The following is a 13,337-nucleotide window of genomic DNA, read 5'->3' on the forward strand; positions in this document are numbered from 1 at the left end:
TGTTATTCCGAGCCAGAATGTTACTTATCGCTTGGGGAAGGATTGTTAGATATGTCGAGTTGCTTGTTCTAACCAAGCTAAATCTGCTCCCGTTAATAGTGGTGATATTTTTTGTTTTACTTCTGCATGATAATTATTGATCCAGTTAACTTCATTTTTAGTTAATAAAGATGTATCGATCAAATTCAAATCAAAGGGTACTAGCGTTAAGGTCTCAAATTGATAGAATTTTTTACCGTCATGCGCGAGCCCTTTATCGGCAACATAAACTAAGTTTTCACAGCGGATTCCATAACCATCTTGTTTGTAGTATCCCGGCTCATTGGAAACAACCATACCTGGTTGTAAGGCAACGCCATTTGAGTTTTTAGCAATGCGATGAGGGCCTTCGTGTACATTCAAGAAACAACCGACCCCATGGCCTGTTCCGTGATCGTAATCATAGCCCTGTTGCCATAGGAATTGACGTGCAAGCACATCGAGTTGGCTACCGTTAGTGCCGACGGGGAATTTTACCTGCGCAAGTGCAATGTGACCCTTTAATACCAGCGTAAACATTTTTTTATGTTCATCGGACGGTGTGCCAATCGCCACAGTACGGGTAATATCCGTTGTACCATCGAGGTATTGCGCACCTGAATCAACCAGATAAATACTATTCATGGGGAGTGTGGCCGGTTTTCCGTTTAAATGGTTGTAGTGGCACATTGCAGCATTTGAACCGGCTGCTGAAATGGTATCAAAACTCAATTCTACGTACAGATCGTTACTGGCTCTAAACGTCGTTAATTTATCAGACAGGAAGCCTTCATCGTATAATTTCCCCTGTGCAACTTCATTTTCTAACCAACATAAAAAACGTACTTCCGAAGCACCATCGCGAATATGAGCCTGTTGCATACCGTTTAATTCTGTGCTGTTTTTACATGCTTTAGGTGTGGCAACGGGATCGAGTCCTGCAATTAATGTTGCACCTGCTTTTTCTGCCGTTAATAGGCTAAATGCATTCGATGTTTCAGGATCGGCTAAGATAGTTAATTTTTGTTGACCGAGTGATTGATACGTTGCCGTCGCTTGTGATTCTGCAAGTACGGTAACACCTTCACCAACATGCTCTGCAAAACCGGCAGGGATCTTGGCAAGATCAGTGAAAAAGGTCATTGAGCCATCTTGCATTAATACGGCACTCCCTAAGATGACACAAAAACAATGGATATCTTTACCGCGAATATTGAGTAACCAGGCAATTGAATCGAGCGCACTGATAAAGCTTGCATTGGCGCCTTGCTTGGCAATTTCAGCCCCAATTTGTTGACGCTTTGCTAAACTTGAAAGGCCGGTATATTTCTGATCTAACAATAACCCCATATGTTGCGTTGGTGTTGGTCTGTCAGTCCAACTAAGATCAATGGGATTTTGTGTAACAGCGACAAGGTTAATCTGTTTTTCTGAAAGCGTGCGAACACTTGTTTTATACCAATTTAAGTTATGCACCTTTGAATCAAAGCCAACCGTTGCACCTGCAGGCAATTGCTCACTTAGCCATCCCACATGTGGGGTGTCGACTAGATGGTAGAACTCGAAAAAGTCGGCATTGACTTGTTGTCTAACTTGGATGGTATAACGGCCATCGGTAAAAATAGCAGCACGATCTTTTAAAATAATGACCGTTCCCGCAGAACCGGTAAAGTCACTACACCAATGTAGTCGTTGGTTATGCTCGGGAACGTATTCCCCTAAATATTCATCTGCACGAGGGACAATGAAGGCGTCTAGGTGTTGGTCAGCCATATGTTGGCGGATAGCACGTAGTTTTTGTTCGATGCTTTGAGTCATAGTTGAGTCCGTAAATAGTATGAAGAGCAAAGAGGCAGGTCATGTAACTTTGTTCTTTTTGAAATAACAATCAGAAACATTACCCTGTTAAGTCTCTAATATGCAAGCACAATAATAACCATCATGTGTTTTTATTTTGATCGCCTATACTTTGTCAATCGCAGTAATTTAAGACTTTTGATTGGAAATATTTTGGATACCAAGGTGATATCAATAGATTGTTATATTTAAATAATCCAAGTGTTTTTTGGTGAAATTAGATTACTGTAATAAGAGCCATATGTTAAACGTCTAATGGAAAAATAAGCGAAGACGCAAATGTAGACGTCATATTTAAAATGATTTAGGGGATAGTTTATGCTGGATTTTGCAACAATTCGAGGTCGTTTAACGGCGAGTTATTTAGTGTTGTTGGTATTTTTACTTGTTGTTATCGGGCTATCTACCACTCGCTTTCAATCGTTATCAGATAACATTCGCGGTATTGTTGATGAAAATGCAGCGTTGGTTGAATTAACCGGAGACCTGAATGTCAATGCTGAAAGTTTGGCTAGCCGTCTTTTATTATTGTTTGTGTTAGAGGAACGAGATGCACGGGTTGCGATTTACAAAGAAATTGATCAACGTAATCGCAATATGGATGAATCGCTTGAAACCATGACTAGTTTAGTGACATCGGAAAAAAATAAAGCAACGGTCGAAGCATTAAAAGTGCAGCGTGGCGTCTATCAAGCAGCCTTACAATCAACCGTCGAAGCATTGGAGTTTGGTGAGTTGCAGGATGCGAAAGCACAAATGGCTGGCCCAACACAAAATGAATTACAAAATTTTTTGAATCAAACTAAAGCATTGGCCGAAAGTGAACGAGGCATGATGCAAGAACGTCAAGAACAAATATTCTCTGAATCTGAAGGTGCTATTTATACCATTATGGGCGTCGGTATTCTTGCGTTAGTGATTGGTACGATAATGGCCTTACTGATTACGCGCAGTATTGTTAACCCGCTTCGCCAAGTTGCTGAGTTATTAGATCGGATGGCAAATGGGGATTTATCGCAAAATGTGGTTATTAAATCAAAAGGTGAAATAGGTCAATTAGTATCGAGCTTGAAAAGTATGCGTATCAGCTTAATTGGTGTGGTTGAAAAAATAGATTTAAGTGCACAAACGGTTGTTGATGCAGTGGGTAATATTCGACACAGTGTTACCGATGTACAAAATGGTTCAGAACAACAGGAGTCAATGGCTAATGATATTCAAGCATCGGTGAAAGAGTTGTCTAGTGGTGTAACTAATATGGCGGAGCATGTTGCAATATCGCGAAATCAAGCTGAAGCTGCTCATGACTTAGCGAAACACGGTAAAGATATTATTCATACTGCAGCCACTGATATTACGGCGATTGCAACCTATGTGGAAGAGACAACCCATTCAGTTGCTAAGTTAAAAGAAAGTGCAACGACGGTATCTGAATTTGTGACTAATATTCGTAATATTGCCGATCAAACTAATTTACTTGCATTAAACGCATCCATCGAAGCGGCTAGAGCTGGTGAAAGTGGCCGAGGATTTGCTGTTGTTGCCGATGAAGTAAGAAATCTCGCAAGTAATACGGCAGTAGTCACTGAATCCATTGATAAAGTCATTACGACGATGACGAACTTATCGGTACAGGTATCAAATGAAATGGAGCAAGGTCAAGAACGGATGCGCCATGGTGTTGTACAAATTGAAAATGTAGTCACGCCATTAACGCAATTAGAAAAAGATTCAGAAGTTTCATTACAAAGCTTAGATGGTCTGTCAGATCTTGCGCAACAGCAGTCATTAGAAGCCAATGATATTGCATTAAGGATTACGCAAATCGTGGACGTAACCGTTAACAATAGCCAAACATCGCTACGCTTAACTTCATTGACCAATGCCTTATCGGGTGCAGCAGAACAAACCAAGCAAGCTACCTCGACATTTACTCTACCGAATAGCTAAGTGTGATCTTGTGGATGATAGTTTAAGTTAATATTTTGTGCTGATGATGTTCAGCTTATCCAGAATTGAGATTATCTAGGTCAATGTATTTTGGGGAGCGTCATCTTCACCAGACTTGTCGTGTATTACATAATGCTTTATACAAATAGGAGTGACTGATAAACGCATCTTGATTGGTAACGGGTATAAATGACTAATTTCGAGGCTAAGGTTTTTAATTGTTTAATCTTCCCTGATACTTCAAAAGATAAGCCTGTTATGTTTTAAAGTATCAGGGAAATAAGGTAATGGGTTAGCGTTTTGCTATCCAGTTATCTAATGAGAAACTACCCGCGCCGCGATACATTAATAACAATGCAATCGCTAACCAACTTGCATGAGTTGGGTAGGCATCCGGATAAACAAAAATCTGTATTGTTAATGCCATCATCGCAATCCCAAACCCTGCTAAACGTGTAAATAAGCCTGTCAGTAATAGAATGGGTAAAACATGTTCAGCGACGGTTGCAAGAATAGCTGCAATGAGTGGTGGAATAAAAGGCAGATTATATTCGTATTCAAATAAAAAAGCAGTCGACTCGGCGAGTCGCGGTAAGCCAAGTTCGGCTTTCATTGCAATAATATCGAGAGAAAATCCCTCTATTTTAGTTTGTCCAGACCGCCAAAAAATAGCTGCAATGGCGAAACGTGCTAAGAATAAAATAGCTGATTCCGGTATTTTACTGAATATTTTTTCGCTCGTGTTATTAATAAAAGACAACATAATAGTCATTTCCTTATTGATTTAGGTATTTTTTATAGAACCGAAGGTTTGATTATTCAATATCGGTGAGTATTTGCCATTCAATTAATTTAGCTAAGGTTTCACTTAAATTGAATGAATCTGAATCTGGTACTGCTTCCTGTAGTGGCTTATGTTGAATGAGGTTTTTAATAAAAATTGCCTCATCTTTTTGCAATATATGCAGTTGAGCATAAAGATGTGATTTAACTAATAATAGATATTCATTTTTACTGAGATCGACATTTTTTAGATGTTCGCTGCCTTCATGGTAATAGACGTTATATAGCGTGCCGATAGCAAAAGGTGCGGCTAAAATTTGTGTTGTGGGCGGTATCGTGAGTATTAAGTTGCTTGGATCGTCAACCGACGCAAAAGCATCGGCTACGGCTTGATGTGTAAGGGTATTGAATTCTTCACTATTGGTCAGTGTTAGCATTGCATGTTCTAATGCGGCTAAGTCGGCTAAAAAAGGAAGACTATTAGCAGGCTCAAAGGTGCGTATAAAATCGGAAAATCCAACACCGTATTCACTGATAATGGGAGATGTTGGTTGCTGCTCTAGTAGATATACACGTGCCATGGCGCGAAAGAATTCTTCACCGACCGCTTCCTGTGTAACAAGAAAAATATCTGCCAACGCATCGATTAAGGACACCACAATATTATTGCGATATACATTTAATCTCGCTGTTTGCTCCTGTGGATTCGATGCTTTGATTTCTTTATAAAAATCGTTATCTTCGGTCAGTAGGGCGGCTTTAAATGATAAGTTCACGACGACTCTCCAATTGGTTAATAGATTGTCGTATACCATTGGCTTTATCGGCTTCTGCTAATAATTCAGCCAAAGGTGGGATATTGCCGTCACGCTCAATTAAGGTTGGGCAATCGCCCGTTAACGTTAATGTATGCTGATAAAGAGACCAAACATCGGCTGAAACAGGTTCGTCGTGACTATCAACTTTTAAAGGCACTACGGCATTATCATCGGTGGTGTGCCCGGCTAAATGTATTTGCCCGACTTGGTTGACAGGGAATGCATTCAAGTAATCGTAAGGATTTTGTTGATGGTTAAAACAAGAGACTTCCACATTATTAACGTCAAGTAATAATCCACACCCCGTGCGTTTACTCATTTCAGTCAGAAAGGTTATTTCACTCATTTCACTACGATTGAATTCAAAATAGGTCGATGGGTTTTCGATCAATATGGTACGTTTAAGACGAGATTGGATCTGATCAATATGTTCACATACGCGTGATAATGTTGTTTGATCATAAGCGACTGGTAATAAGTCATTTAAAAAACTGTTATCGTGAGAAGACCAAGCAAGGTGTTCAGAAAAAACTTGTGGTTGTACTTCGTTAACTAACTGCGCGACGCGTTCAAGATGGTCATTATTGATAGGGGATTCACCACCGATAGATAACCCAACACCATGCACTGTTAACGGATAATGCTGTCGAATTTGTTGTAAATAATAGCGTGCTGGGCCGCCTTTACTTAAATAATTTTCTGCGTGAATTTCGAAGAATCCTAGTTCAGGGCGCTCTAATAAAATATGTTGGTAATAACTGGGTTTGAGACTAATACCTGAAAGGGTGAGAAAACGCGTCGCAAAACGCGAAGAATAGGGAGTATCTTCGGTTTGCGTCGACGTTTGTTTTAAAACAGAAGACATATATGAGTCGTCTTAGAATGCTTTTAGTTGGCCAAAGCCAGTTGGAGATGTTTTAGATACTGTTTCACCACAAGAGCCAGCTGGAACAAGTTTCCATGCGTTTGCTTGATAATCTGTTTTCGAAGTACCAGCGCAAGAAGTACCAGGGCCCGCTGCACAATCATTTTGGCCAGCTAGTGATACGCCGTAACATTTTTCTTTACTTGCAGCTTGAGCTGGCGCAGTAACGGCAGCAGAGATTGCAACGGCAGCACCAAGTGCTAGAGCGATAGATGATTTTGTATTTTTCATGGTAAATCCTTATTTCTGTTAATTAGAGTTATTTACGACTAATGGCACAGATGCCAGTGTTGTGTTGAAAGTGTTAACTTTCCTATTACATGCTTGTTACACATCTTTGACGTAAGTCTAGTTCAATTTCTTACACAAAAATAAATTATTTTTTATTATTCTGGTTTTCTTTCATATAAAGCTTTGAAATGTCTCGTAAATCTTCCATTTGTCCAGAGAACTTTCGGCAACAACCACAAAGTGTTGTATGAAGAAAAAGCGCCATTTTTTCTTTTTTACTTAATTCTCTATCAAGTTTTTCAGACAATAATCGTGTTGCTTGTTTACAATTTATCATTTGTTTTCCTTTGCTTGATACCAGTTGTCTTCTAAACACTCCCGTAAGCGTAAACGAGCGCGATATAAGGTGACATTAAGGTTACTCTCGGTCAGACTTTCATTTTGACAAATTTCTGAAGTCTCCAATTCTAAAAATTCACGCATCATAAATAATCGCCCATATTTGCCCGGTAATGCATTTAAACAAGCATCAAAAACTTGCCAAAAATGCTTATTCTCAACACCATGCTCGGGACGGTCCCATTTTTCTGGTCGCTCATGTTTTTGCCAATGGCCATTTTTTTGAAACAATGTCTCGATTAATGCATCGCCATTTAACTTCGTTCCATCTTCTAATTGACTGGCTGCCGTATGGCGCTTTTCTTTTCGAAGAAGGTCAATAAGTTTATTTTTTAAAATAGAAAACACCCAGGTTTTCAATGCAGACTGACGGCCAAATTTATCAATGTTTTGATATGCTGAGATAATCGCTTCTTGAACCGCATCTTCCGCAAGTTGGTTATCTCTAACCTGTAGTGTTGCAAACTTAAGCATCTGAGTACGCAGATCTTCCATAAAAATGGGATCATGGAATATATCTGTTGCGGCGGTATTTTTGTTATCTTCTGATCGTATTGCATTGCTCATTTAAGCACTAGCCTCATTGTTCATTAAGACGGAATAGAATAAAGAATTATTACACAAGTTTAATAATTTACATCTTAGTCATTGTACAAAGGTTTCATTAATGCATAGTGGGTTGCAGAAAGTTCCGTAAAGTAGGGTGTTAAAGTCCTTTATTAGGTATTAAACTAATTGGCTATTCAAACATCTTTATCCATCTCCTAGAAAATAGATAACGAGACATTAATGAAACTAGAAATGATATGTACAGGCGAAGAAGTACTAGCGGGTCAAATTGTTGATACCAATGCCGCATGGTTAGGCAATCAATTAATGGATAATGGACTAGAAATGCAGCGACGCACCACCGTGGGGGATCGGCTTGAAGATTTAGTCGATGTTTTTGTCGAGCGCAGTACCTATGCTGATATTATTTTGGTGAATGGTGGATTAGGGCCGACAGCCGATGATCTTTCAACCAAAGCGATGGCCGATGCCATGGGCGTTGAATTAGAAGAAAATAGCGAATGGCGAAATACATTAGTTACCTGGGCGAAAGATCGAAATATTGAGTTAAAACCCAGTAATTTAAAACAAGCACTGTTGCCGAAGGGAGCTATTCTGGTGGATAACCCAGTTGGTACGGCCTGTGGATTTAGAGTCAAACTTAATCGCTGCTGGTTTTTCTTCACACCCGGTGTACCCCATGAATATAAAAAAATGGTACTTGAGCAATTTATCCCCTTCGTGAAAGCGCAAATCAGTACTCAAGTTAACGTGGAAGTAACCAAGCTATTGACCCTTGGTATTGGTGAGTCGGACATGGCTGAGAGACTTGAAAAATTAGATTGGCCGGCGGGTATAACGCTTGGGTATCGATCATATATGCCCTATGTCGAGTTAAAACTGATTGCGCGTAATGTTGCTAAAGCGGCGCAAGAGGTTGCCATTGCCCAAGCGATTAAAATATTAGGTGATGGTGTTGTGGCGCGTCATAGGGAAACATTAGCAGCGGAAATTCATGCGCTTTTATCGCAAAGAGACAATACATTGAGTATTGCTGAGTCATTAACCGGTGGCGATCTTTGTAGTCAATTAGTAAATTTTGCTGGCAGTTCTCACTATTTAAAGCAAGGCGTCGTGAGTTATTGCAATGAGGCTAAAATGTCGTTGTTAGATGTGCAGCAACAAACCATTGTAGATCATTCTGAAGTCTCCCTTGAGTGCGTAGGTCAAATGGCGGCGGGTGTTGCGCTTGCGAATACAAAACTAGCGGAATCGGATTATGCTATTGCAACTAGTGGCATTGCCGGACCTAGCGGCGGCACCGATGAAAAACCCGTTGGAACGGTGGTTATCGCGGTAAAAGCAATGGACAAAATAGTATGTCAGCAACTGAGTTTATCGAGTAAACGCAATCGTAATCACATTCGAGATCTGACGGCTGCGGTTGCCTTTGATATGCTACGTCGTGCGATTCTTGGCTTAGCACCTATTGCGGAGTATACCTATATTAAATGTGTTGATTCAGTGGTTTATGATATGGAAATGTATCGATAGTCGTGATTTAGTAAGAGAAAAAAAGCCCATCCTTAATTAATAAGCATGGGCTTTTTTATTGATTAATACGGCGCCAATTAAGCTGCGCTTTCCTCTAATGCCGCATCATCTTCTCTAAAGTAGCTTTTGGTTAATGCGAAAACGACAGGACTTAATACGGCTAATGCAATTAAGTTTGGTATCGCCATCATGGCATTTAGCGTATCGCCAAGTAGCCAAACAAAATTTAAGTCCATCACTGCTCCCACGGGTAATGCAAGAATGAATATTATTCTGAAGGGTAAAACCGCCTTTGCACCGAGTAGGTATTGTGCACAACGTTCACCGTAAACAGACCAACCGACAATAGTAGTAAAGGCGAATACCGCTAGACTAATTGCGACTAAGTAACCGCCCATGCCTGGTAACGCCATATCAAATGCTGAAGAGGTCAGTGCTGCACCTGAGATCCCCTCTGTCCATGCCCCAGAAATAACAATTACTAAACCGGTAATAGTACAGATCACTAACGTATCTAAGAATGTGCCTAGCATTGCGACTAATCCTTGGCAGACTGGATCGTTGGTTTGTGCACTCGCATGCGCAATTGGTGCAGAGCCTAACCCAGCTTCATTTGAAAATACACCACGGGCAACACCAAATCGCATTGCCATCCAAATCGTTGCACCCGCAAATCCACCTTGCGCTGAGGCTGGCGTGAAGGCATGTTCGATAATTGTTGCAAACGCTGGTAAGATTTCATTAGTGTGCATTAATAAAATAGAGACCCCTGCAATAATATAAGCACTCGCCATAATCGGTACCAATGTACCTGCAAATTTCCCCACACGTTTCAAGCCGCCAAGAATAACACCGCCTGCAAGCACCATTACAATTAACCCAACCACAATCGGTGAGTAAGAAAAATTCGATTCAAGTACCTGTGCGATTGAGTTGGATTGCACTGCATTTCCAATTCCAAAACAAGCTACTGCACCAAATCCTGCAAACAAGGTTCCTAACCAAGCCCATTTTTTACCCATCCCATTTTTGATGTAATACATAGGCCCGCCGACATAACTGCCATCGTGACTTTTTTCTCTGTATTTTACGGCAAGCACAGCTTCCGCATATTTTGTTGCCATACCTAGTAAGGCTGTTATCCACATCCAGAAAAGTGCACCTGGACCACCGATAAATACTGCTGTCGCGACACCTGCAATATTACCAGTACCTACCGTTGCAGACATGGCCGTCATTAATGCTTGGAAAGGGGTAATTTCACCCTTGCCACCTGATTCTCGTCCATTCCACATTAATTTAAAGGCGTCGACGATATTTAATATCGGCATAAATTTCAATCCGATGGTTAGGTAAATGCCGACTCCTAAAATAAGTATTAACATTGGCACTCCCCAAACAATGCCATTTATTTGGCCAATAAATTCGGAAATAAATTCCATATTCTGTTTCTCCACTCTGTGTAGTTAAATTGAGTCATATTATGCTTTCAAGCAATATCCGAGCCATTGACTGTGTAATTGCTGCTTTTGAAGTTTTTTAAGCTGGTTATATTGAGTTTTGCAGTTGTATAGGTTGTATATTGCACGGGGCTTGAAGCGATAAACTGTCCTTGTTTTGTAGGTTGTTGATTAGTTTAACTTTTCTTAAGATTGCATTTTTAAATGCAGGTCTACTTTTAGAAAAAACATGTAAATTCGCACCAAGATGAGGCATGTTTAGAGTTGTTTATTTACGCAGAGTGCATTGTTTGTTGCAAAATAGTGCAAAGTTAATATACCCGTTACCATTCAAGATGCAGAAATCAGCAAGACGAGAGGTGAGCAGATTCTAGGCATAAAGGTGAAGATCTAACGGGTTAAATCGAGACTTTATAACAATGGGATTTCAATAACATGGTACTATTTGATATAGTTTTTTAAATGATTTGAAAATCTATTCGACTTGTTTGGTAGGAATGAAAATCGATTGATTCTAGCCTGTTATTAGGTTTAAACGGAGTGATTTATGGCATTTTGGGATAAAATTACCGGCGAGTTTATTGATATCGTCGAATGGATTGATGACAGTAATGACACCTTAGTTTGGCGCTTTGATCGTTATCAAAACGAAATAAAGAATGGTGCTCAATTAGTGGTTCGCCAAAGCCAGGTAGCTATTTTTGTTAATGAAGGTCAAGTTGCTGATATCTTTATGCCGGGAATGCATGAACTTAAAACAGAAAATTTACCGATTTTAAGTACACTTCGTGGTTGGAAATATGGTTTCAATTCTCCTTTCAAAGCTGAAATCTACTTCATTAATTTACGCACTTTTACCGATATAAAATGGGGCACTAAAAATCCAGTACAAATGCGAGATGCCGATCTAGGTGTTGTGCGGATCCGTGCCTATGGTAATTTCAGTATTAAGGTGAACGATGCACCGACATTACTTAAAGAGATTGTTGGTACCGATGGACACTTTACGTTAGATGAGATTCAATCACAGTTAAAAAGCCTGACCGTATCGCGTTTCTCCGATGCGCTAGGTGAAAGTAAAATTCCGGTGTTTGATTTAGCCGCTAACTATGATGAGCTTTCTGCTTTAATGAAAGTGAAAATGAACGAAGACTTTTTGCAATATGGTTTAGACCTGCAAAACTTCCTCGTCGAAAATATTTCGTTACCAGAAGAAGTCGAAGCCGCGATCGACAAACGCTCTTCGATGGGGGTGTTGGGAGACTTAAATCGTTACACGCAATTCCAAGCCGCAAATGCGATGGAAGCCGCAGCTAAAAACCCCGGTGGTGATGCGAGTGCGGGCATTGGTATGGGAATGGGCTTCGCCATGGCAAATCAGATGGGGCAGGTCTTTAATACCAATCAAGGCGGACAACAAACGGCAGCACAAACAACGGGGGCAATGCCTCCGCCTCTTCCTACTGCTAAGCGTTACTTTGTTGCCGTTGATGGGCAACAGACCGGCCCATTTAATATGACCGAATTAAAAACGCAGAGTATGAGTAAACAATTTACCCGTGAAAATTTAGTTTGGGCCGAAGGTATGGCCGGATGGGTTAAAGCAAAAGAAGTTGACGAACTCGCTTCCTTATTTGCATTGGTACCACCACCTTTACCTGGAATGTAAATTGTGTCGCTCAATGTAAAGTGCACCTCCTGTGGTGCAAATGTCGCTTATGAGCCTGGAACGGCTCATTTAACCTGTCAATATTGTCATCACACTATTGATATTCGGTCTGCTAATCTAGCCGAACATGCCAATCAAGAGCTAGATCTTAATCAGTATCTTCACGATGTTGAACATGCTGCGCCTAAAGTAGAACGGAATGTTGTGAGTTGTAGTGGTTGTGGTGCAACAACCGAATTAAAGGCAAATGCCGTTTCTGGGATTTGTCCATTTTGTGAAACGCCGTTGGTTATTGAACAATCAAGTTTGCAATCACTCATTAAACCGGCTGGATTGTTGCCCTTTGCTATTGATAAAAAAGTTGCCACAGACAATTTTAAAACTTGGGTATCATCGCTGTGGTTTGCACCTAATGAATTAAAGAAAAAGTCAGCGTCATTAGACCACTTCAAAGGAATTTACCTGCCTTTTTGGACCTACGACTCTAATACGGATAGTCATTACAATGGTCAGCGGGGCACTTATTACTATGTCGATGTCAGCTATCGAGATAAAGAGGGGAATAGCAAAACGCGCCGAGAAAGACGCACAAGTTGGACTTCCGTTTCTGGATTTGTTTCGCAAAGTTTCGACGACGTATTAATTCCCGCAACAAGTTCAGTACCAGAAGATAAACTGAATGCCTTGCAACCCTGGGATTTAGGTGATCTTGTTGATTATAAAGATGAATATATTAGTGGCTATTTGTGTGAGTCTTACAGTACCGATTTAAAAATGGGCTATCAGCAAGCGAAAGTGATTATGGATGCTCAAATTCGTGATGCAATTCGTTCAGATATTGGTGGTGATGAACAACGCATCTCCTCGGTTTCGACTCAATATCATCAAGTGACCTTTAAACATTTATTATTACCCACTTGGGTTTCAGCCTATCGTTATAAGCGGAAAGTATTTCAAGTATTAGTTAATGCGCGTACCGGTGAAGTACAGGGAGAACGTCCTTGGAGTTGGGTCAAGATCTCTGCGGCGGCATTCAGTGTTGCCTTGGTGGTTGGCGGGCTAGCTTATTGGTACCAAGTTACGCATTATTAATATATTTTCGTCTATTTGTTACAGTAAATTGT

12 protein-coding genes are annotated in these 13,337 nt (G+C 40.4%); 4 read left to right on the forward strand and 8 right to left on the reverse strand.

Annotated features, from left to right (window positions below; genetic code table 11):
* Positions 1 to 45: 45 nt before the first annotated feature.
* Entirely contained in the window at positions 46 to 1,836 is a 1,791-nt protein-coding gene (locus ACR30L_RS02715) for an aminopeptidase P family protein (RefSeq protein ID WP_435236513.1), read from the reverse strand.
* A gap of 357 nt (positions 1,837 to 2,193) precedes the next feature.
* Here ACR30L_RS02715 and ACR30L_RS02720 point away from each other — a divergent pair, with 357 nt between their 5' ends.
* A complete protein-coding gene (locus ACR30L_RS02720) occupies positions 2,194 to 3,825 on the forward strand; it encodes a methyl-accepting chemotaxis protein (RefSeq protein ID WP_435236514.1) in 1,632 nt (543 codons plus the stop codon).
* A gap of 292 nt (positions 3,826 to 4,117) precedes the next feature.
* On the opposite strand, the gene ACR30L_RS02725 is transcribed toward ACR30L_RS02720, so the two are convergent.
* The 6 genes from ACR30L_RS02725 to ACR30L_RS02750 all read right to left on the reverse strand — a co-directional run bounded on the left by ACR30L_RS02725 (position 4,118) and on the right by ACR30L_RS02750 (position 7,548).
* Positions 4,118 to 4,588, reverse strand: a complete 471-nt coding sequence (locus ACR30L_RS02725; RefSeq protein ID WP_435236515.1) for a DoxX family protein — start codon at positions 4,586 to 4,588, stop codon at positions 4,118 to 4,120.
* A gap of 52 nt (positions 4,589 to 4,640) precedes the next feature.
* On the reverse strand, positions 4,641 to 5,384 hold the full coding sequence (locus ACR30L_RS02730) for an HvfC/BufC family peptide modification chaperone (protein WP_435236516.1): 744 nt from the start codon (positions 5,382 to 5,384) through the stop codon (positions 4,641 to 4,643).
* The gene (gene bufB / locus ACR30L_RS02735; RefSeq protein WP_435236517.1) at positions 5,368 to 6,291 is read right to left on the reverse strand and encodes an MNIO family bufferin maturase; all 924 of its coding nucleotides are present in this window, start codon (positions 6,289 to 6,291) and stop codon (positions 5,368 to 5,370) included. Before bufB ends, ACR30L_RS02730 begins: the two co-directional genes overlap by 17 nt.
* 12 nt (positions 6,292 to 6,303) lie before the next feature.
* A complete protein-coding gene (locus tag ACR30L_RS02740; protein WP_435236518.1) occupies positions 6,304 to 6,582 on the reverse strand; it encodes a BufA1 family periplasmic bufferin-type metallophore in 279 nt (92 codons plus the stop codon).
* A gap of 145 nt (positions 6,583 to 6,727) precedes the next feature.
* A complete protein-coding gene (locus tag ACR30L_RS02745) occupies positions 6,728 to 6,919 on the reverse strand; it encodes a zf-HC2 domain-containing protein (protein ID WP_435236519.1) in 192 nt (63 codons plus the stop codon).
* Positions 6,916 to 7,548 carry an RNA polymerase factor sigma-70 gene (locus tag ACR30L_RS02750; RefSeq protein ID WP_435236520.1) on the reverse strand — a complete coding sequence of 211 codons (633 nt, stop codon included), beginning with the start codon at positions 7,546 to 7,548 and terminating at the stop codon, positions 6,916 to 6,918. Before ACR30L_RS02750 ends, ACR30L_RS02745 begins: the two co-directional genes overlap by 4 nt.
* A gap of 222 nt (positions 7,549 to 7,770) precedes the next feature.
* On the opposite strand from ACR30L_RS02750, the gene ACR30L_RS02755 reads away from it, so the two are divergent.
* Positions 7,771 to 9,084: a CinA family nicotinamide mononucleotide deamidase-related protein gene (locus ACR30L_RS02755; protein WP_435236521.1), complete on the forward strand. Its 1,314-nt coding sequence runs from the start codon at positions 7,771 to 7,773 to the stop codon at positions 9,082 to 9,084.
* Positions 9,085 to 9,161: 77 nt separating this feature from the next.
* On the opposite strand, the gene ACR30L_RS02760 is transcribed toward ACR30L_RS02755, so the two are convergent.
* Complete coding sequence (locus ACR30L_RS02760) at positions 9,162 to 10,526, reverse strand: alanine/glycine:cation symporter family protein (protein WP_435236522.1); 1,365 nt, start codon at positions 10,524 to 10,526, stop codon at positions 9,162 to 9,164.
* Positions 10,527 to 11,091: 565 nt separating this feature from the next.
* On the opposite strand from ACR30L_RS02760, the gene ACR30L_RS02765 reads away from it, so the two are divergent.
* The gene (locus ACR30L_RS02765) at positions 11,092 to 12,213 is read left to right on the forward strand and encodes an SPFH domain-containing protein (RefSeq protein WP_435236523.1); all 1,122 of its coding nucleotides are present in this window, start codon (positions 11,092 to 11,094) and stop codon (positions 12,211 to 12,213) included.
* Positions 12,214 to 12,216: 3 nt separating this feature from the next.
* Positions 12,217 to 13,305, forward strand: a complete 1,089-nt coding sequence (locus tag ACR30L_RS02770) for a hypothetical protein (RefSeq protein WP_435236524.1) — start codon at positions 12,217 to 12,219, stop codon at positions 13,303 to 13,305.
* Positions 13,306 to 13,337: the final 32 nt, after the last annotated feature.

This window comes from Psychromonas saccharinae (assembly GCF_051201515.1).
In the GTDB taxonomy this organism is placed as follows: domain Bacteria; phylum Pseudomonadota; class Gammaproteobacteria; order Enterobacterales; family Psychromonadaceae; genus Psychromonas.